12 protein-coding genes and 5 pseudogenes are annotated in these 20,851 nt (G+C 65.4%); 2 read left to right on the top strand and 15 right to left on the bottom strand.

The genetic code is table 11. The annotated features are described in order from the left end of the window. Positions 1–42: 42 nt before the first annotated feature. From ACCQ13_RS13855 to ACCQ13_RS13845, 3 genes are read right to left on the bottom strand one after another with little or no spacing between them, the layout of a single operon-like run. Positions 43–909, bottom strand: coding sequence for a BRO family protein (locus tag ACCQ13_RS13855; protein WP_159407365.1), 867 nt, complete (start codon positions 907–909; stop codon positions 43–45). Beyond that, positions 902–2,410: a type I restriction-modification system subunit M gene (locus tag ACCQ13_RS13850; protein ID WP_104603018.1), complete on the bottom strand. Its 1,509-nt coding sequence runs from the start codon at positions 2,408–2,410 to the stop codon at positions 902–904. The genes ACCQ13_RS13855 and ACCQ13_RS13850 overlap by 8 nt, the downstream gene beginning before the upstream one ends. 15 nt (positions 2,411–2,425) lie before the next feature. Next, complete coding sequence (locus ACCQ13_RS13845; RefSeq protein WP_159407998.1) at positions 2,426–3,013, bottom strand: restriction endonuclease subunit S; 588 nt, start codon at positions 3,011–3,013, stop codon at positions 2,426–2,428. Between the two features lie 158 nt (positions 3,014–3,171). Between ACCQ13_RS13845 and ACCQ13_RS13840 the strand changes: the two genes are divergently transcribed. Further along, the gene (locus ACCQ13_RS13840) at positions 3,172–3,432 is read left to right on the top strand and encodes an XAC0095 family protein (protein WP_104603019.1); all 261 of its coding nucleotides are present in this window, start codon (positions 3,172–3,174) and stop codon (positions 3,430–3,432) included. Between the two features lie 73 nt (positions 3,433–3,505). Here ACCQ13_RS13840 and ACCQ13_RS13835 read toward each other — a convergent pair whose 3' ends face one another. From ACCQ13_RS13835 to ACCQ13_RS13805, 7 genes and pseudogenes are all read right to left on the bottom strand, one after another. Next, positions 3,506–5,341 (bottom strand): glycoside hydrolase family 35 protein, encoded by a 1,836-nt coding sequence (locus tag ACCQ13_RS13835; protein ID WP_274396406.1) that lies wholly within the window; start codon positions 5,339–5,341, stop codon positions 3,506–3,508. A gap of 209 nt (positions 5,342–5,550) precedes the next feature. Continuing rightward, positions 5,551–7,893 carry a GH92 family glycosyl hydrolase gene (locus tag ACCQ13_RS13830; protein WP_159407364.1) on the bottom strand — a complete coding sequence of 781 codons (2,343 nt, stop codon included), beginning with the start codon at positions 7,891–7,893 and terminating at the stop codon, positions 5,551–5,553. A 136-nt stretch (positions 7,894–8,029) separates the two neighbouring features. Beyond that, positions 8,030–9,490, bottom strand: coding sequence for a glycoside hydrolase family 125 protein (locus tag ACCQ13_RS13825; RefSeq protein WP_159407363.1), 1,461 nt, complete (start codon positions 9,488–9,490; stop codon positions 8,030–8,032). A gap of 271 nt (positions 9,491–9,761) precedes the next feature. After that, a complete protein-coding gene (locus tag ACCQ13_RS13820) occupies positions 9,762–11,189 on the bottom strand; it encodes a family 4 glycosyl hydrolase (RefSeq protein WP_104603023.1) in 1,428 nt (475 codons plus the stop codon). Beyond that, positions 11,186–11,485 (bottom strand): carbohydrate kinase family protein, encoded by a 300-nt coding sequence (locus ACCQ13_RS13815; protein WP_267313103.1) that lies wholly within the window; start codon positions 11,483–11,485, stop codon positions 11,186–11,188. Before ACCQ13_RS13815 ends, ACCQ13_RS13820 begins: the two co-directional genes overlap by 4 nt. After that, positions 11,455–12,126 (bottom strand): annotated as a pseudogene (locus ACCQ13_RS13810) (carbohydrate kinase family protein); the annotation flags it as partial. The gene ACCQ13_RS13815 and the pseudogene ACCQ13_RS13810, both read right to left, overlap by 31 nt. After that, a pseudogene (locus ACCQ13_RS13805) lies at positions 12,105–12,806 on the bottom strand (APC family permease); the annotation flags it as partial. The pseudogenes ACCQ13_RS13810 and ACCQ13_RS13805, both read right to left, overlap by 22 nt. 56 nt (positions 12,807–12,862) lie before the next feature. Here ACCQ13_RS13805 and ACCQ13_RS13800 point away from each other — a divergent pair. Beyond that, complete coding sequence (locus tag ACCQ13_RS13800; RefSeq protein ID WP_223214333.1) at positions 12,863–14,248, top strand: IS701 family transposase; 1,386 nt, start codon at positions 12,863–12,865, stop codon at positions 14,246–14,248. 2 nt (positions 14,249–14,250) lie between these two features. On the opposite strand, the pseudogene ACCQ13_RS13795 reads toward ACCQ13_RS13800, so the two are convergent. The 5 genes and pseudogenes from ACCQ13_RS13795 to ACCQ13_RS13775 form a co-directional block, all read right to left on the bottom strand. Further along, positions 14,251–14,922 (bottom strand): annotated as a pseudogene (locus ACCQ13_RS13795) (APC family permease); the annotation flags it as partial. Further along, positions 14,916–16,829: a beta-galactosidase gene (locus ACCQ13_RS13790; RefSeq protein ID WP_159407362.1), complete on the bottom strand. Its 1,914-nt coding sequence runs from the start codon at positions 16,827–16,829 to the stop codon at positions 14,916–14,918. The pseudogene ACCQ13_RS13795 and the gene ACCQ13_RS13790, both read right to left, overlap by 7 nt. Before the next feature lie 71 nt (positions 16,830–16,900). Next, positions 16,901–17,509, bottom strand: a pseudogene (locus tag ACCQ13_RS13785) (TonB-dependent receptor domain-containing protein); the annotation flags it as partial. Positions 17,510–17,524: 15 nt separating this feature from the next. Beyond that, a complete protein-coding gene (locus ACCQ13_RS13780) occupies positions 17,525–18,643 on the bottom strand; it encodes an ISL3 family transposase (RefSeq protein WP_372372196.1) in 1,119 nt (372 codons plus the stop codon). A 248-nt stretch (positions 18,644–18,891) separates the two neighbouring features. Then, positions 18,892–20,274 (bottom strand): annotated as a pseudogene (locus ACCQ13_RS13775) (TonB-dependent receptor); the annotation flags it as partial. Between the last annotated feature and the right edge of the window lie 577 nt (positions 20,275–20,851).

The following is a 20,851-nucleotide window of genomic DNA, read 5'->3' as shown; positions in this document are numbered from 1 at the left end:
CTTGCGGCAAGTAATTGATTTGCCGGGTACCAAGGTTCCGATTCATGGTTCGTCCTTGTCTTGGTCCGTACTCTGCCCCAACGGCGGCCTGGCGTCCTTCTGCAGCCGCTTGATGCTGGTCCGTGGTGCTGGCAGGTGCTCCGGCAGGGTTCCGCCCAGTTCCTGGATGGTCTTGCGCACGGTCTGGCCGACGGCGTAGTGGGTGTGGTTGGCGGCCGTCTTGCCCTGCACGTTGTCGCGGCGGAGCTTTTCCTCTGCCTGCGTCGCCCGGAAGAGGTTGGCCGCCAGCTCGGTGCTGCCCATATGGTCCAGGATTTTCTGGCTCTTCTTCAGGGCCTTGCGCGCATGGATATCCTTTGCGCCCAGGCCGCCATACAGGCCCTTGTAGCCATGATCCTGAAAGACGGCGTACTCCAGCGGGGTTTCCACGCCAGCCTGTTTGGCTGCTGCGGCCAGATCCTTGTTGTGCTGGCTGATCTGGTCGCGCAAGAACAAGCGGCGCTGGTTTTCGCTCAAAGCGTCGAAGTCGGCTGCCTCCTCGCCCTGGATGCGTTCGTTGCCGATGCGCGCCAGCCAGCGCTTGAAGGGTTCGGCCTTGGACGAGGGGATGGATTGAATGATGCGCAACGCGCCTTCCAGCGTGGTGCAATTGAGCATCTGGGGCCCCCCCGCCGTGGCGACACGCAGTGGCGTGACCAGGGTCTCCCAGCTGCGGGAGAGCTCCTCGTCGCGTCGGCGCAGGTTGCGTAGATAGCTTTCGGGGCTGTCAGAGTCGGTCAGCGCACTGACCAGGTCGATGACCGCAAACCACCACTGATCGGCATGCCAGGTGCGGCGTACCGCTACGCCTTCGTGAGTGGCCATGCCTTCAATCGCATCGGCGGCGATGTCGGTTTTTTTCTCACTCATAACCCAGCTCCTTCAGGTAAGCGGCCATCTGTTCCTCCAGTCTGGTCAACTCTGTCTTGAGCTGCTCGCGCTCGCGGCGCACGGCCATCAGGTCGATCTCGGCCTCTTCCTCGAACGTATCCACGTAGCGGGGAATGTTGAGGTTGTAGTCGTGGCCGGCGATTTCGGCCGGGCTGGCCAGGTGGGCGTACTTGTCCGCGTTCTGGCGCGCCTGCACGGTGTCCAGGATGCGCTGCAGGTCGCTCTCGCGCAGCAGGTTCTGGTTCTTGCCGTCCTGGTACTGGCGGCTGGCATCGATGAACAGCACGTTCTTGTCTTTCTTCTTCTTACGGAACACCAAGATGGCCGCAGGGATGCCGGTGCCGTAGAACAGCTTTTCCGGCAGGCCGATCACCACATCCAGCAGGTTCTCATCGATCAGTTTCTGACGGATGCGGCCTTCTGCGGCACCACGGAACAGCACGCCATGCGGCACCACCACCGCCATGCGGCCGCTGCGCGCCTTCATGGTGGCAATCATGTGCAGGATGAAGGCGTAATCGCCCTTGGTGCGTGGGGGCAGGCCGCAGTGGAAGCGGTCGTGCGGGTCGTTGTCGGCGCTGTCGTGGCCCCACTTTTCCAGCGAGAACGGCGGGTTGGCGACGACGATGTCAAAGTTCTTGAGGTGGTTGCCGGCCAGCAGCTTGGGGTTGCGGATGGTGTCGCCCCATTCGATGCGGTGATTGTCCTCGCCATGCAGGAACATGTTCATCTTGGCCAGCGCCCAGGTACTGCCGATGGCTTCCTGGCCGTAGAGCGCGTACTTGCCGGTGCCGGTGCGCTCGCGGATCAGCCGGCCGCACTTGAGCAGCAGCGAGCCGGAGCCGCAGGTGGGGTCGCAGATCTCCTCGCCTGGTTGCGGGTTCATCAGGCGCGCCATCAACGCGGAGACTTCCGGCGGGGTATAGAACTCGCCGGCCTTCTTGCCGCTGCTGGAGGCGAAGTTCTTGATGAGGTACTCGTAGGCGTTACCGATGATGTCCAGCTGGCCGATACGCGAGGGGCGCAGGTTGAGCGCAGGCTTGGCGAAGTCTTCCAGCAGATGGCGTAGCAGGTCGTTCTTCTGCTGTTCTTCGCCGAGTTTATTGGCGTTGAAGCTGATGTCCTGGAATACGTCGCGCAGCTTGCCCAGGTTGGCGTCTTCGATGGCGTGCAGGGCGGTGTCGATGCGCTCGCCATTGCCGGGGCGGTGGCGCTGGTCGTACAGGGTGTAGAAGTTGGCGCTGTGCGGCAGCACGAAGCGCTCGCTCTTGAGCAGTTCTTCGATCAGGCCTGGCTTGTCGCCGTGTTTGGTCTTGTAGTCGTCGTAGTGGTCCTGCCAGACGTCGGAGACGTACTTCAGGAACAGCATGGTCAGCACGTAGTCCTTGTAGACGCTGGGGTCCACGGTGCCGCGGAAGGTGTCGCAGGCGCCCCAGACGGCGGCGTTGATGGTGTCCTGGGCGATATCGGTCTTGCGCATGGGAGTTCCAAAGGCTTAGGCGAGTAGGCGCTCGGCGAAGATCGCCAGCTCGGTGGTACGGTTGTCGATCAGTGCATTGAGGGTTATGCGCTCTGCCTGTGCGGCCTGGTCGATGGCGATGGCGGCGTGTTGGATCTGTAGCGGCGGTAATCGAATCAGCGTGCTGTCCAGGACGGCGCGGCGAATGCTCAGCTGGTTGCTGCCTTCGGCGGATTGGCGCAGGTAGCGTTGTGCCGGGGCCTGGTTGAGCTGCCAGGCGAGAAAGGCAGGCAACAACCGCTGCGGCGCCTTGACCCGGATGACATAGATATGCGGCGAGCAAAGCGTGCGCGGCGGCGGTGCCTGTGCCAGTGCTGCGAAGGTATGTGCGCCTCTGGCGATGAAGACGATGTCCTGGTCCTGGAGCCAATCAGGCTCCTTGCGGCCCTCGACCTCCGTCGCAACAAGCGTCTCGTAGTGGCAGAGGCCGGTGCGCGTGATGTCTCTGGTCTGGATGACGCGGACGCTGCCGCCAGTGATCTCAGAAATCGCGCCACGGAACGGATAGCCCATGCGGGCGTTTGCCAGTTCAGCCAGCGTGGCGCTGAGTGCATGATTGGACATGACGCATACGATCAGGTATTCATCGTCGCAAGTCAATAAAAATTGCTTCAAAGTTGATGATGCAATAAAAATGTGTGAAGTCGGTGCGTCCAGCTGATAGGATTTCAAGCGGAGTACCGTCAGCTTGCGGCACTAAATACTTGTCAACGGAGGACTGAATGAGGCGAGGGTCCAACGCAGCCGGCTTACTGCCCGGCTACTACCTGCCAGACCATGCGCAGTATCGCTTGCAGAAGCTGGGCGACCACATGCGGTTTTTGGCGCGCATGGCTGAGCCACGCACACGCAGCGAAGAGCAAGCGCCGCATGCGGCGATCCGGATGGACGAACTGGCGTTCTGCCTGGAGCTGCTTGCCGAGCAGGTACAACAGGTGCTTGAACAAGTGCGTTGGCCGGCAACGTTGGGCGTTGCCGAGTGACTGACGCAGGACGGCACTTGCGCTTGCTCCGCTGCGCGATCGTATTGCCGGCGTCCGGAACAGCCGCGCGTGTTCAGTCCATCGGCTTGAGCCACACCTGCTGCTTCAGCCCGCGCACGCTGGGAGCCTCGACGGTATCCAGGTCGAACACCACCATGGTGTTGTCGCCCTGGCGCTGGAAGGGCGCTGGGAAATACAGCGCCGTTTGCGGGCCGATATTCCAGTGGCGGCCCAGGTTGACGCCGTTGGCCCAGGCGATGCCCTTGCCGAAGGCGAGCATGTCCAGATAGGTGTCGGTGGGGGTGCCAATGCGCAGCTTGCCGCGATGGAAGGCCGGGCCTTGCACGGTCTTGCGGGTCCAGCCGCGCAGGCTGTCGGGCGAGCGCATCGGCAGCGGGAACGCCTGCCAGCCGGTGAGTGGCTGGTTGTCCAGCAGCACCGGGTCGACCAGGCCGGCGCGGCCGTCGGCCAGGCGCAGGCCATAGTTGATGCGGCCGCTGTTTTCGACCAGGACATCCAGGGTGTGCTGGCCGGCCGGGATGTCCACCTGGGTGGAGACCTGTTGCAAACGCCGTTCGACGCTGCCCATTGGCTTCTGGTCCACGTACACCCGCGCCACATCGCGCACGTCTCCCAGATACAACGCGCCCTTGCGCGGGCCGGTGATGGTGGTGCGGTAGAGGATGTAGCCGTAATCCTGGCCGAACTGTTCCATCGGCTGCGGGGTGTCGATGGCGATCGGCGCGGGCAGGTTGTCCCACAGCGAGGCGGACTCGTGCAGGGGGATTGCCGGCAGCGTGGTGGTCGCGATCGGGGCGGGAAGCGCCGGCGGTTGTACGCCGGTGACGCGGGCGATCGCATCGCGCATCAGCGCGAACTTGGGCGTGGGCCGGCCGGCTTCGTCGAGGATGGCGTCGTAGTCGTAACTGGTGGTCTGGGCTGCGTAATGATCGCTGGGATTGCTCTGGAAATTAGCGCCATTCATGAAGCCGAAACTGGTGCCGCCCACGAACATGTACAGGTTGGCCGAGTGGCCCTGGCGCAGGATCCACTCCAGTTCTTCGGTCTGTTGTTTGGCATTGGTGCTGGCGTGTGGCTTGCCCCAATGGTCGAACCAGCCGGCCCAGTATTCGCCCACCATGCGCGGTTGCTCGGGACGGAACTTGGTCAGTTTTTCGAACGCGCTCTTGGCTTCGCCTGGCGCAAAATTCACCACCGCCAGGGTGCCGGGCAAGGTGCCGTTGGCGAGTACGTCGGCGCCATCGGAGGTGAACAGCAACGCCTTGTCGAAGCCAGCCTGGACGAACATGGCGCGGTTGTCGGCCATGTAGGCGTGGTCGTCGCCGTAGGAGCCGTATTCGTTCTCTACCTGCACGGCAATGATGGGGCCACCGTTGTGGTTGAGCAGCGGGCGGACCTGCTGGGCCACGGCATCCAGATAGGCCTGGCTTGCGGCAAGGAAGCGCGGGTCGCGGCTGCGCACGCGGATGGCGTCCTTGCCGAACAACCACGCCGGATAGCCACCGGCTTCCCATTCGGCGCAGACATAGGGGCCGGGGCGCAGGATCACGTTGAGACCTTGCGCGGCGGCCTCCTTGACGAAGGCGGCCACGTCGTTGTTCGCGGAAAAGTCGAACCGGCCTTGCTGCGGTTCGACCAGGTTCCAGAACACGTAGGTCTCCACCGTGTTCAAGCCCAGTGCGCGCGCTTTTTGCAGGCGATCCTTCCAGTAGGCGCGCGGGATGCGCTGGAAATGGATGGCGCCGGAGAGGATCTGGTAGGGCTTGCCGTCGCGGACGAACTGCGTGCCCTGGGTGCCGAAGGATGGCCAGGAATCGGTGGCGGCGGCAGCGGCGGGGAACGCGAGTGCCAGGGCCAGAACCAGGGGAGCAACAGTGGTACGCAGCATGGAGGTCTCGATGTGGGGAGGGCTGGTGGTGCGGGTGAATGGATGTGCTGGTGGTTTGCGTGCTGCCCTCATCCGCCCTTCGGGCACCTTCTCCCGCTTGCGGGAGAAGGGAAAGGCAATGCCCGCTTGCGGGAGAAGGGAGGAGCAATGCCCGCTTGATCCGCGCAGCAAGAACCTAACGCGCCGCCTGTGGAAGCGGCGCATTGGCATCACGCAAACGACGGTGGCAGATCCTGCTTGTCTGCGCCGAAGGCCAGGTTCGGCTTGGACCCCATCGTGAATTCCAGTGTGCCGCCGGCGGCCAGGTCGGCGTGGCGCAGCCAGGCGCGGTTGAGCGGTTTGCCGTTGAACCGCAGCGACTGTACGTAGACGTTCTGTGCGCTGTTGTCCTTGGCCACGATGCGCAGCGTGCGGCCGGTGCCCACGTCCAGGGTGGCGCGCTTGAACAGTGGGCTGCCAAGGATGTAGTTGCCGCTGACCGGGTCCACGGCATACAGGCCCAGCGCACTGAGCACGAACCAGGCACTCATCTGCCCGCAATCTTCATTGCCGGACAGCCCGTTGCGCGCGTCGTGGTATTGCTCGCGCAGCAGGCGGCGGACCATCGCCTGGGTCTTGTACGGCTGGCCGGCGTAGGCGAACAGGTAGGCGACGTGGTGGCTGGGTTCGTTGCCGTGCGCGTACTGGCCCACCATGCCATCGATGTCCGGCGGCGCATCGGCGGGGAGTTCGGAGCTGGTGGAAAACAGTTCGTCGAGCTTGGCGACAAAGCCATCGCGGCCGCCGTACAAATCCATGTAGCCGTACAGATCGTGCTGGTTGAGAAAGGTGGCCTGCCAGGCATTGGATTCGGTGAAATCGCGCCATTGTTTGAGATGACCCATGCCGCGCGGGTCGAACGGTTTTGCCCAGCTGCCGTCCTGCAAACGTGCCTGCACAAAGCCGCTGTCGCGGTTGAATACGTTGCGGTAGTTGCGCGAGCGTGCGCGCAATGCGCGTGCGTCGTCGCTGGCGCCTGCGGCCTGCGCCAGATGTGCGCAGGCCCAGTCGTCATACGCATATTCCAGGGTGCGGCTGACCGCTTCGTCCACCTTGTCGGCGGGGATGTAGCCGAGGCTGCGGTAATACGCCAGGCCATGGGTGGTGTCGTGCATGGCGCGCTTGCGATAGGCGGGCCAGGCGGCCTTGTAGTCGATGCCGGTGAAGCCCTTGGCATGCGCTTCGGCCAATACCACCGCCGAGTGGTAGCCGATCATGCAGCCGGTTTCCACGCCCTGCAGCGGCCAGATGCCCACGCCATCCGGGCATTCGTTGGCGCCGCGCACCAGGCATTGCACCAGGTCGGGCACGCGCTCGGGTTGCACCAGGGTGAGCAGCGGATGCGCGGCGCGGTAGGTGTCCCACAGCGAGTAAGTGCTGTAGTTGTTGTAGCCCTTGGGCGCGGTGTGGATCTGCAGGTCCATGCCGCGGTAGCGGTTGTCCACGTCGCTGAAGAGTGTGGGCGCCAGCAGGCTGTGATACAGGCCGGTGTAGAAGATGCGCCGTTGCGCCTCGTCGTCGCTGTCGATGCGGACGCGGCCCAGTTCCTTTTCCCAGGCGGCGACGGCGTGGGCGTGCACGCGTGCAAAGTCGAAGTCCGGTAGCTCGGCGTCGAGATTGGCCAGGGCATTGTCGGCGCTGACGGCCGAAATGCCGACCTTGATGAGGAGCGGTGCGTCGGAGGCATCGGCGAAGTGCAGCGCGGCCTTGAGATGGGTGCCGTCGCGATGGCGCGTGCCGGCGGGCAGCGCCTGATCTTCGTCGTACAGCTGCACGCTGGCGAACGGCCGCGACAGCCGCATGGCAAAGTAGATGTAGCGCCCCTTGGCCCATTGATGGACGCGGCGGCCGCCGGTCAGGGTCTGCGCATCCACCACGCGCAGCTGCGCGTCGCTCACGCGGGTGGGAATCTCCGGCTTGTCCTGCATGCCGTGGCACAGGTCCAGCAACACATGCGCCGGCTTGCCCTTGGGAAAGTGGTAACGGTGCAGGCCGGCGCGCGCGGTGGCGGTGAGTTCGGCGTGCACGCCGCTGTCCTTCAGGCGCACGCGGTAGTAACCGGGCGAGGCGGCTTCGTTGCTGTGATCGAAGCGCGAGCGGTAGCCGGCGTCAGGGTTGTCCAGTGGGCCGGGCACCAGCTTGACCTCGCCGGTGGCCGGCACCAGCAGGAAATCCAGCATGTCGCCGATGCCGGTGCCGGACAGGTGCGTGTGCGAAAAGCCCATGATCGAGCCATCGGATTCGTGATACCCCGAACACGAATCCCACACCGCGTTATAGGTGTCCGGGCTCAGCTGCACCATGCCGAACGGCAGCGTGGCGCCGGGAAAGGTGTGACCATGGCCGCCAGTGCCGATGAATACATCCACATGCCGGGTGAGATCGGCACGCGTGCGCGCGTCGGCAGGCAGCGCGTAGTTGCCGGCGCGCGCGCGCGCCAGGCCTGGCAGGCCCATGCTGCCAAATAGTGCTGCGGCGATGGCGCCTTGGAGAAAACCGCGTCGTGTTGCCATGTGTGTGGTCTCGAAATTCACGGGCCGATGCCGGGGCACCCTCATCCGCCCTTCGGGCACCTTCTCCCGGCGGGAGAAGGAAAAATCACGTGCTGTGTCGTTCCGCCTGGAACGGAGGATCTGGCGTTTCGGACAGTCAGCTACTACGCAGCAACTGGGGTTTACGTTGGTACAGGTCGATGATGAGTTCGCCGAACAAGGTATTGGCCCAGGCGAACCAGTCGCGGGTGAAGGTGCTCGGGGTGTCCTTGTCGAACGCTTCGTGCATGAAGCCGGTGCCGGCATGCGTGGTTTTCAGCCACTGCAGGCATTGGCGCAGCTGTGTGTCGTCGTCGCTGACCAATGCGTACTGGATGATGGACATCGGCCAGATGGTGCCCATGCCGCTGTGCGGGCTGCCGACGCCTTCTGCGGCGGTGCCGCGCGAGAAATACGGGTTGCGCTCACTCCAGGCCAGCTGGCGGGTGCGCAGGAACACCGGGTCGGCACGGTCGCAGCAGCCCAGGTAGGCCAGGCTGAGCAGGCCGGGTGCGTTGGCATCGTCGATAAACAACTGATTGCCGAAGCCGTCCACTTCGAAGGCCCAATACGCCTGGCCGTCGCTGTCGCGCAGTTGCCCGAACTGGCGGGTGGCAGTTTCCACTTCATCGGCAAGGGCGGTGCAGTCGGCGGCGAAGGCGGCGTCGCGATGCAATGCCGTGCTCATCGCGGCCAATTGCCGTAGCGAGGTCACCGCGAACAGGTTGGCCGGCACGAACAGCGGGAACACGCAGGCATCGTCGGAGGGGCGGAACATCGAATGGATCATGCCATTGGGCTTGGTCGGCTGGCCGTAGCCTTCCAGCACCAGGGTTTCGGTGGCCAGCGGTGAGGGGCGCTGGAACACGTACGGGCCGCGGTTGTCCTTGCGCTGTTGCTCGCGGAAGGTGCGCACCACCACGTGCATCGCTTCGCGCCAGTCATCGTCGAACGGTGCGGTATCGCCAGTGGCGCGCCAGTATTCGTGCGCGATGCGGATCGGGTAGCACAGCGAGTCGATCTCCCACTTGCGCTCGCCCACGCCGGGTTTCATCTCGGTGATGTCGTTGAGCGACCATTTCAGGCGCTGGGTCTGGCCATCGGGCAGGAACGCGTTGGCGTACGGATCGAGTTTGATGCACGCGGCCTGGCGCTGGATCAGGCCATGGAACATGCGGCGCAGGGCCGGGTCGCGCTTGGCCAGCGGCACGTAGGGGTGCACCTGCGCGGAGGAATCGCGCAGCCACATCGCGTGGATGTCGCCGGTGATGACGAAGGTGTCCGGCTTGCCGTTGCGGGTGCCGGTTTCCACCGTGGTGTCCAGCGTGTTGGGGTAGCAGTTCTCGAACAGCCAGGCCAGTTCCGGGTCGGCGATGCGCGCCTTGATCTGCGCAATCTGCTGTTCCACCGCAGTGCTGACGAAGCGGCGCTGCGCCTTGGGCGGGCGCTTGCTGGCGAAGCCGCCGACGGCACGGGTGCCGGGGGCGGACGCTGCCGCGAAGGCGGGCAGGGCGCTGGCGAGCAGGCTGGCGCCCGCGCCGGCACCGAGCAGCTGAAGGATGTCGCGACGGGTGTGCATGACCTCAAGACTCCGTGGGTTCACTTGGCAATCGCACGCGTGGAGGTCGGCGCCAGACGCCACGGGAGCGCGCATGCGGCGATGAGACCTATGCATGACCAATTCCCGATGACCATACAACGTGTGCGCCGCAGATGCATAGTGCGCCTGCACAATCCGCCGCCGTATGCACCCCTCGCCGTTGCCATGGCGGGCGGGCGGATCCACGGCCCGTGCAGGTCGGCGTGGTTGCCGATGCTGCCGCCAGGCCTGACGGTGCCCGACCAACCCTTCAACCCACCGCCTGTGCGCGCCACCGTGCCGGCCAGGCGCACTGGCCGTCTTCGTCGTGCGCCTGCCCGAACAAGGCCTCCAGCAGGCGCCGCGACGCGCTCCACTCGCCAATCGCCGGGTGGATCAGCATGGCCTTGCAGGCGTCCAGATGGCGGCCGCTCAGGGCCGCTTCGATGGCGGCGTGCTCGTAGGCCTTGAAGGTGCGCACCAGACCCTGCACGGCGGCGGGCAGCGGGGCGGCGGGAATCGGTACGATGCGGTCGCGGTCGATGTCGGCGGCAATTTCCACGATGTCGTCGTCGGCCAGCTCGGCCATCGCGCCGTGGTTGCGCACGTTGACCACGTGCCGGCCGGGGCGGGCGCCGGTCAGCGCGCTCATCACATCGACCGCGATGCGGTGGTAGCCGGTGCTGGCGCGGAACGGGTCCGGTTGCGGCGCCAGATCCGGTGCGAACGCCGAGCCTGCTTCTGCCTCCAGCTTCATGTAGGAGCCAGAGCGCTGCGCGAGGTAGGCGGCGTAGGTCTGCACGGCGCCGTGGGTATCGCCGGCATGCAAGTGGCCGTGCAAGGCGTCCATCAGGTTGCGGTTGAGTCGCTCGATCTCGGCGCCACGGCTGGCGCCACTGGCACGCTGGTTGTCCAGCGCACGGCGGCGTTCGTAGATGAAGTACAGGTATTCGGTGGGGATCAGCCGCAGCGCCCGCAGCATGTCGAAGTCGAACAGCTGCGCCAGGTAGAGCTGGCGCAGGATGGCATCGTCGGCGAGCACGCGGTCCAGGATGTCCTCGCCGCGCAGTCGCACCGCGCGGATCCAGCCCAGGTGGTTGAGGCCGATGTACTCGCATTCCACATCGGCGGCCGGCTCGCCCAGCGCACGTGCGATGTTGTGGAACAACTCCACCGGCGTGTCGCAGATGCCCACCACGCGGGCACGGGTATGCGCGCTGATCGCCTGGGTAATCAGGCCGGCCGGGTTGGTGAAGCTGACCAGCCAGGCCTCCGGGCTCAGGCGCTCGACCAGGCGCGCCTGGTCGATGGCCACCGGCACTGTCCGCAAGGCCTTGGCCACGCCGCCGGGCCCGGTGGTTTCCTGGCCGGAATAGCCGTGCGCGATGATGGTCTGTTCGTCGGCCGCGCGCTGCGCAATGCCGCCGACACGGATGCTGTTGAGCACGAAGTGCGCGCCTTCGATCGCCGCTTCCAGCGAGGGGGCCGCATGCACCTGCAGCGCGCCACCGGCTTCGGCCACGATGGCGCGGCCCATCGCCACCATCAGCGCCAGGCGTTCCTGGTCCGGGTCGTACAGCACGATCTCGCGCGCGCCCAGCGCCTCGGCGGCCTCGTTGACGCCGTAGACCACCAACGGGGTGCGGACGCCGCCGCCGCCGATCAGGGTGATCTTGCGATTATCGATAGAACTGCTCATGACACGTCCTCGGTTGGGGGAGATAGCAGGAAAAGACCGTCCAGCGCGCCGAGCGCGCTGCAACATGCCGCACCGGCGCGGCAGGCCTGCTGCACGCAAGCATCCAGCGGCTGGCCGTGCCGCCATGCGGCGATGAAACCGGCATCGAAGGCATCGCCGGCGCCGGTGGTGTCGCGCACCTGCACCGGCGTTGCGGCGATGCGGCGATGCGGCGTGCGCCGGTGTCGTCGATGCACATCGCGCCTGCGGCACCGAGCTTGATGACGCAGCGGCGCAGGCCCAGCGCATGTGCCCATTCCAGGCAGGCCTGCGGACCATCGCCGCAGCCCATCCGTGCGGCTTCGGTCTGGTTGGGCAGAAACCAGCTCACCGCGCGGCAGGTGGCGTGGTTGGCAGGGTCGGCCAGCCAGGCGGGGTTGAACCCCACGTCCAGCGAGGTGGTGCAGCCGGCGCGTTCCAGTCGGGGTAACAGCACCTCGGCCAGCGCGGCCGGCAGCGGCATCGCAAAGTGCACATGCGCGGCCGTCGATAGCGCGGCGATCAGCTCTTCGCGCAGCAGCATGCTGCCCAATTCCGCATTCGCACCGGCATAGGTGAAGAACGAGCGGTCCTCGTGCAGCGACACGCTGGTGGTCACGCCGGTGCCGGCGGGCGAGTCGATCAAGCCATCGGCCGCGATGCCGAACTCACCCAGCCGCTGCGCGAACACCGCGCGATCGGGCGCGCCGATTGCGCCGATCGCGCGCACCTTGCAGCCCAGCCGTGCCAGTGCGCAGGCCGTGATGAGGGTGCCGCCGCCCAGCTCGCGCCGGTAGTGCTGGGCGAAGGTTTCTTCGCCCGGCGCCGGCCAGCGCTGGAAACCGCTGAAGATATGGTCCAGATAGACCTCGCCCACCACCACGATCTGCGCTGCGCTCAGCGTGCCTGAAACGGCCATGCGCGCTCCCTCCGTGCCTGGATCAGGTACACCCCGCTCCCCAGCGCCAGCGCCAGCACCGCCGCCAGCAGGCGTCGTCCCGGGCTGGTGGCCAGCAGGGACAGCCAACCGGCCACGCTGACCAGCAGCGGCCATGGATACAGCGGCATCGAGAACCCCCGCCGCCGGCGCCTGCGCCGCAGCAGCACCACCGCCAGGCATTGCGCCAGGAACTGGAACAGGATCTGGACGATCATCAAACTGGCGATCAGGTCGTCCAGCGACAGCAGGCAGGCCAGCATCGAACTGGCACCGACGAATAGCAACGACACGGTGGGAAAGCCCCCGCGCGGATGCAGCCGCGCGAAGATGCCGAAGAACTGCCCGGCCGCGGCGGCTGCATACGGCACCCGCGAATACCCCAGCAACACCACCAGCGCCGAGCCCCACGCCGCCAGCGCGATCAATGCCACCGCCAGGGTGCCGCCGGCCGGGCCGTAGATGGTCTGCATGAAGTCGGCCATCACCGCCTTCGAGTGCGCCGCCTGCTGCCACGGCAACACGCCGAGCAGGGTGATGTTGAGGCCCAGGTACAGCAATGCCACGATCGGGATGGACAGCAGCACCGCGCGCGGAATGGTGCGGCGTGGCTTGCGGATTTCGCCACCGAGCATGCACACATTGTTGTAGCCGCCGTAGTCCTACTGTGTCATAAAAATGTTATTCTGCAGGCAATCCACACCGTGCTGAGATGAACATGGCCGCAGTCAGTCACCAAGCGCGTTTTTCCGCCTATTTGGATGACCTATCCGCTGCGCTTGGTCATGCTGATCGCGCGGCGAGCTTACACGGTTATTGCCGAGGATTGATGCTGCCGTTGGAGCGCAAAAGCGTAGAGCCGCTGGCGGCGCATGTGGATCCGCTGCGGACACGGGCTCGGCATCAGGCGTTGCACCATTTCGTGGCCAAGTCGGACTGGTCCGATGCGGCGGTGCTGGAGCGCGTCCGTCAGTACGTCTCATCGCATATGGATTTGAAGGGCGAGGTGTACTGGATCGTGGACGACACGGGTTTTCGCAAGAAGGGCAAGCATTCGGTCGGTGTGACCCGACAGTACTGCGGGGAGATCGGCAAACAGGACAACTGCCAGGTGGCGGTGAGCGTCTCGCTGGCGACGCCTGCGGCGAGCGTGCCGATGGCCTTTGGGCTGTATCTTCCTGAGGCTTGGGCGGCCGATGCGGCAAAGCGGGAGAAGGCCGGTGTTCCGGAAGAGATCGCGTTCGCCACCAAGCCAGAGATAGCGCTGGCGCAGATGCAGGCCGCGTGTGCTGCAGGTGTCGTCCGCGGCACCGTGTTGGCCGATGCAGCTTATGGCAGCAATACGGCTTGGCGTGATGCGCTGACTGCCTTGGAACTGACTTATGCAGTGGGGATTGTTTCGAGCGTCAAGGTCTGGCCGCCGGGGCAAACGCCCGAGCCGCCCGCGCCTTGGAAGGGGCAGGGCCGTCCTGCGATTCGCCATCGCCGCACGGCGGATCGCCAGCCACAGTCGGTGGAGGCACTGGCGCAGTCCCTGCCTCGGCGTGCCTTCCGGACGGTGTCATGGCGGGAAGGCAGCAACGCACCGTTGTCCGGACGCTTTGCGGCCCTGCGCGTGCGTGCCGCGCAGGGAGATCGTTTGCGTCAGGAGGAGTGGTTGTTGATCGAATGGCCCGAAAACGAAGACAAGCCAACGCGCTACTTCCTCTCCAACTTGCCGGCAAGCACGCTCCGCAAGGATCTGGTGAATACGGTCAAAGCGCGCTGGCGGGTTGAACGCGATTATCAGGACCTGAAGCAGGAGTTTGGTCTGGATCACTACGAAGGGCGCGGTTGGCGGGGGTTTCATCATCACGCCACGCTATGCATTGCTGCTTACGGGTTTCTGGTTGCTGAGCGCTTGCGCGGGGCGCATCAAAAAAAACCGTCACAACGCCCGCAACCTGCCCTACCCGAAGATTACCGCCCGCGCGGGGCGGCCGATGCGGGCTCAGCGCCATGTAGTGGACTCGATCGCGACGCTGCGCTGGACAATCGCCGTAGAAATCGCAGTGACACTACTTGGAACGATGTCTCCGCACCTTCGCATTTAATGACACAGTAGGAGTAGTCGTAGACCGCGATCAAGGCCACCGCACCGAAGCCTAGCCAGAATCCCTGCGCCGATGCCGGACGCGTCTGCAGGAAGGCCGAGGCGATGCCGGCATTGAAGTGCAGCACGCCGCTGCCGATGATCCACACGCAGGCGCCGACCACCACCGCGCTGACCAACAGCGACAGCAGCTGCACCGAGCGCACCCGGCGATACAGCAGCAGCGTATTGAACGCGCACACCGCCATCGCCATGGCGGTGAGCTGGACGTGGCTCTGTTCCGGCAACACGAACGCCAGGTACTGCACGCACCCCACCGCCGCCGACGCCACCGACAAGGGCGCGGTCAACAGCGTCTGCCACAGGTAGAGAAAGCCGAACAGGCGCCCCCAGCGCTCGCGCCCGTACGCATCGCGCAGGTAGTGATAAGGCCCGCCGGAACGCGGAATCGCCGCGCCCAGTTCCGCCCACACAAGCCCATCGCAAAAGCACAGCACCGCGCCGGCCACCCAGCCGATCAACACCGCCGGCCCGGCCAGTGCCGACAACGCCAGTGGAATGGTGATGAACGGGCCGATGCCGATCATGTTGAGCAGGTTGGCCGACAGCGCGCCCCAAAAACCGAGCGTGCGGGGCGGTGCCTGGTCGCAGCCATATGCTGGCGACGCGGCAGGCGCGGTCAGCATGCCGCAGCCCATGCCAGCGCCGTGCTGCGCGCATGATCTGCGCGGCGCGCGGACCTCAGGCCGCCTGCGCAATGGATCGCCGCAGGTGCCAGCTGATGCAGGTCCAGCACCAGCACCGCGTTTTCACCGGCATGCAGCCACGCGCCTGGGCAAAACAGGCAGTCCTGCGGGCCAATGTTCCAGTACCGCCCAAGCAGCCGGCCATTGATCCACAGGTAGCCTTTGCGCCAGTGGCTCATATCCACATGCACATCGCCCACCGTCTCCAGTGTGATGGTCGTGGCGAAGAACAGCCCGGGACGCGTGGGCGGGCCCTGCAACGGCCGCAGTGATGGCGGGCTGTCGCCGTCCAGTGCCAGGCCCTGCACCTGCCAGTCGTGCAGTGCGTTGCCATCCAGCGTGACCGGGCCGAGCAGGCCTTTCGCATCGCCCAGGGCCGGGCCGAAATTGATATGGCCGAAGCTGTCGATCACGATCTCCAGCGTGCGCTCGGTGGAGGTGGTGTGTGGCAGCGCCAGCTGCGCTGCGCTGTTGAGGCGGGCATGCGGCATACGCGAAACATGTCCGATCTCCGCACCGTCCAGCTGGACGGCTGCGTAGTCGTGCACCTGTCCCAGATCCAGTTGCGTGCCTGCCGCAATGCGGCGTCGGTAGACCGCCAGTCCCAGGTTTTGCTTGAGCAGACCTTGCAGATCGGTGGGATGCTGGGTGACGACCGGCGCGGTACTCAGGTTGTCCCACAGGCTCGCCACCGGATGTGCCGTCACCGATGCAAAGTGCGCGCGCAGCGGAGCAGGCGGAATCGGCGGCAGCGTGGTGGTGCTGTGCTGGGCGATGATCGCGCGCAGGACCCTGTAGGCCGGCGTGGCGCGGCCGCCTGCGTCGATCGGTGCGCCGTAGTCGTAGCTGGTCAACGCGGGCTGGAATTGCGAGCCATCGTCTTCGGCATTGGCGCCGGCACTGAGGCCGAAATTACTGCCGCCGTGCACCACGTAGAGGTTGAACGAAATGCCGGCCGCCATCAGCTGCCGCAGCATCGGCGCATAGTCGCGCTGCGCAAAGCCATTCTCGCCCCAATGCGTCAGCCAGCCGGGGTAGCCTTCGGCCACCCACACCGGTGCCTGGCCGGCGATGCGTTTGGCTTGCTGCACTTCGGCCATGTCCGCGCCATCCAGCCCCAGGGCCGCGCCCGGCAGATAGGCCTTGCGCCGGCGCAGATCCTTCATGCCCTCGGCCAGCGAAAATGGCCCGGGAATGCCGTGCGCGCGCCATAGCGCCGCCAGCGTCTGCAGGTAGCCCACATCGCTGCCCTGCATGTTGTATTCGTTCTCGATCTGCAGCATCAATACCGGCCCGCCGGCACTGGCCATCAAGGGCGCGATGCGTGGCGCCACGGCCGCGATATAGCGCCGCACCGCAGCCATGTAGCGCGCATTGCCGGCATCGCGCAGCCGGATGCCTGGCTCGCGCAGCAGATACGGCGGCAGGCCGCCCAGCGTCCATTCGGCGCAGACATACGGGCCGGGGCGCAGATACACCCACAGCCCTTCCTGCTGGCACAGACCGATGAAGGCGACGAAGTCGCGCTCGCCGGTCTCGAAGTCGAACTGGCCGGGCGTGTGCTCGTACGCGTTCCACATCAGATAAAGCGCGATGGTGTTCAAGCCCATCGCCTTGGCCATGCGGATGCGGTGCAACCAGTCGGCGCGGGCGATGCGCAGTGGATGCATCTCGCCGCTGCGCAGTTGCCAGGGTTGCCGATCCAGCACGAACTGCCCGCGCGCGAACCCGAATGCATGCGGCCGGCCATCGGGCACCGGCGCGTGCAACGCCCATGCCGGCGTCGGTACTGTTGCCAGACTCAGCGGTGCGAGCAGGCCGAACGTACACACATTCCTGCGTTTCATGCGGTCTGCAACCGGCGTGGAAGGACATCTGCGCCGCTGCGCGCGCCTGGGCACGCAGCGGCGCGCCGTGTTCAGAACGCGTACTTGATCGTCAGCAACGAGGTGCTGACCGCATCGACGATGTCGGAGATCGCCAGGTTGCGCCGGCCCACATGTGCCCAGTAGCTGTATTCCCTGGTCAGGTTGGAGATCGACAGATCCACGCTGACGCCACTGTCGAAGTGATAGCCGGTGTGCAGGTCCACGCGCCGGGTGGGGCGCGCCCACAGGTCGTTCCAGGGCGCGCCTTCATGCAGGAGGTCGTAGCCCAGCAGGTACGAACTGCTGAAGTGGTAGCTGAGGTTCAACGAGAAGCCACCGTGCTCATAGAACAGTTCCAGGTTGGCCATTGCCGAGGGGGCAGACTGCATGTGCTCGTTGTCGAAGCCCTCCATGCCCAGATCGGCACGCGCGTGTTGCCGCGTGGCGTTGGCGCTGATGCCCAGCCCATCGAAGGGCGCCGGCAGGTCCTGGAACTTCTGCCGCGCGCTGACTTCCACCCCGTAGACCGTGCCATCGCCGCCGTTGGCCGGCAGGTGGTACAGCACCGTGCCGCTGCCGGTGGTGGTGCCGTTGGCCTGCGACGGGCCGGCGTCGTAGATGTAGTTGCGCAGCTGCTTGTAGAAGCCAGCCAGCGAAAAGAGGGTCTTCGCGGATCACTGTGGGTGCAATCGAGCGTTTTCGGGTAACGCGTGCAGGAAGCTGGCGATGATCTTGAGCCTCAGGAACTCCTCGTCGCGATAGCCGTAGGCGCTGCGCTGGATGACCCGGATCTTGTTGTTGAGCCCTTCCACCAGGCCGAGGCTGACCTTGTTCTCCGGCCTGCAGTACGCCGCGATGCCGTCCCAGTGGCGCTCGATCATCCCCACGAACGTCTGGTAGGGCGCAAGCCGCTGCCAGCGCAGACTCTGCTTCCAGCGCTCGAAGAACTCCCGTGCACCTCGCTCGGTGCGGTAGCTCCACAGCTGCCCGAAGGACTCTTTCAGCAGGTACGCCGTGTTCAGACGTTTGTTGGCCGCCAGCAGCTTGGCGAGCGCCTTTCGACCGTCCAGGGTAAGGTTTTCGCGGTTGCTCAGCAGGGTGTAACGCTGGCCTTTGATGTAACTGCGATCCTGGCCTTGAAGGCGCTTGTACTCGTCGCGCCGCACCTGGTCGAGCGCGTCGGACAGGTGGCGCATGATGTGGAACTTGTCGAACACGATGCTGGCGTTGGGCGCATTCTTGCCCACCGAGTTGCGAAACGGCCGCCACATGTCCATCACCGCCACGTCGATGCCGGCGCTACGTTTTGGGCCCAATTCGGCGAAGAACTGGTCGATGTCCGCCTCGGTGCGCCCACTGCCGCCGAACCAGATCGGTCGGCCGCGCTCCAGATCGCTGACCACAACGCGGTAGTCATGGCCCTTGTGGATCGCGATCTCGTCGATGCCGATGGCGCGCGGCGCCGGCGTCCCCGCCCGGCGCACCTGCTCGGCCATGTACAGCGTGGACAGCTCCTTGACCGTGCTGTCGTGCAGGCGCTCCAGCTCAGCCACGGCCTTGTGCGTCATGCTCCGGCACAGATTGCCCACATGCAGGGCGAATCGCTCGGTGTAGCGCGGATTCTTGGCCAGCCAGTCCAGCCGCTCTACGTGCACGCCGCCGCACCCCGGGCAATCGACCCGCCAGCGCTCGAACTCCACGAACAGCATCCAGCCGGCCGCCCGCAAGTCGCGGGCGCGGCACAGGCGCTTGTCGTAGCGGCTGCGACACCGATGGCCACAGTTGGAACACACGGCCGTTTTTTTCGGCGCCGCAAGGTCACGATCCGCGCCTTCGGGGCGCCGAACACGCCCTTGAGCGTGGACTCCGCCGCGAAGCCAGGGAAGGAAAACAACTCACTCAGCCGACGGCCCGTTTTCATGCAGAACACCGCGTCAAGAAGTCAGCACAGGATGCATCACCGTCTGGGACGGTGGAAAGGGCCTGTTTCCAAGGCTCAACGCAGCTTCAGGGGCCTCAAGGCACCCACACGAATCCGCGATGAGCCAGAAAACTTGTCTTCGCGCCCGTCGATCTCGATATGGTCCGGCCTGTCGTTATCGCCGAAGCTGTAGAACACGTTGGGCATGAAGGTCCAGCCGCCCAGGGTCTTGCGTGCGCCAATCTGGAAGGTGGCCAGGTCGGCGATTTCCGGATTGGTCTCGTACCAGAAGCGTGCGGCGATGCGTCCGATGTCTGGGGTGAATATGCCGGGCGTAGCGGTTGGCACGTACCGCACATCCTGCGGCAGCAACTGCACGAAGGTGGTGCCCTGTTCGGTCCTGGCATAGGCGTAGGTCATGCGCGCATACAACGATAGGCTGTCGTCCACGTGCCAGTCGAAGGAGGCATTGCCACCGTAGCGACGTTCCCAGCCGGCGGCGATACCCACGTTCATGCCGGTGCTGGTGAGATTGTGCTGCGGGTCGAAACCCGCCGCGTTGCGGCCGTCGGCGTCGGTGTTCAGAAACTCCCACGAGCCGTCGTTGAGGGCGCTGACGGCCGCGGCAGCTTCGCTGTTGGTCGTGGTGCGGTAGTCGTAGTAGGCACTGGCATAGATGCCGAACTGCTGCGCATCGCCGAACTTGTGCTGGAACTCGCCGCCGAAACCGCCACCCAGACCATCGCCGCCATAGTCGCGCGCACGGCTTTCCACCCGTCCGCTGCCGGTGATGCTGCCGCTGGTGGTGGCCTTGAAGTCGTAGGCGGTAGGAGTGCGGAAATCCAGCGTGCCACCGATTGCATCACCTTCCATATCGGCGGTGGAGGTCTTGTTGGCGACGATGGTCTGCAGCCCGGTGGGCGGCAGCAGGCTCAATTGCACGCTGCGGCTGTACGGCATGCCTTGCGCCACGGTGACGCCGTCGATCATGTTGACGTTGTATTCGGACGGCAGCCCGCGCACCGACGCGAACATGCCTTCGCCGCGCGCTGCGCCGTCGATGCCGCCCAGGTAGCCCGAGCCGGTCGTGGTGATGTTGATGCCGGCGATCAGGCCCAGCGCTTCGGCCACGTTGTGCACGGCGGTGCGTTGCAGATCGTTGGCCGACAGCACATCCACGGTATTGGCGGCGTTGAGCTTCAGGTCGCTGGCGTCGTAGCGATTGCGGACCACGCTGACGGCCTTCAGTTGCTTGACCTCGTCCGGCGCGATCGCCACCGAGGCGGTGCCGTGCTCGTCGACCTGCACGCTGGTGTCGGTGGCGCTGAAGCCGGGGTAGTCGAGATCGAGCGCGTACTGTCCTGCGGGCACGTTGCCGATGACGAAATGACCTTGCGCGTCGGTCACTGCGCGATACGACGTGCCGCTGATGCGGACCGTGGCATTGGCAGCGGGTCTGCCGCTGCTGCGCTCGGTCAGGTGCCCCTCCACAGTGCCGGCCACCGCGCCGGCCGTGGCGGCCAGGCCGGTGATGCTCAGGATCGCCACGATCAATTGTTTACGGGCCAAACGCTTACGCTGGTGCACATGCCACCTCGCCAGATGCTGGGCAACGTTGCCGATGGCAACGCCCTCCGATGCCTTGCTCTTGAGGCAGACGGTCTACACGGGGAGATGCGCACACGGCGTTGCACGGCGCCGCAGGTCTGCGTGCGCAGCGTGCATCAACCAGAGCATGTCACCGGAGCGTCTGCCAGCTGGTACAGCGATGCAGACCTCAGCGGCGGGGCGGGGAATATCCGGCGATGCACTTGGAACGCGAGCGCATGGCGCTCAACTTGTAGTGCTTGGTCATGACAACGGCACCGCAGCGGCAGCCGCGCGGACGGCGAACAGGCAGCGCAACGCACAGGCGGCAGCAGGCGAGCGATGGTTGCTGTAACGATGCGGCATCCACCCATCTCCCGGTACGTGTGCGATGTGGAGCGTCCTGGCGATCAGCACGAAAAACGCGCGGCGATCGCCCTGTGCAACGTGTGAGTGACGGTCATACCGTCGCCTCTGGCAGCAGTAGCACCCA

Source organism: Xanthomonas sp. NCPPB 1638 (assembly GCF_041475635.2).
GTDB classification, from domain to species: domain Bacteria; phylum Pseudomonadota; class Gammaproteobacteria; order Xanthomonadales; family Xanthomonadaceae; genus Xanthomonas; species Xanthomonas cucurbitae.
This window is presented reverse-complemented; position numbering and strand designations above follow the sequence as displayed.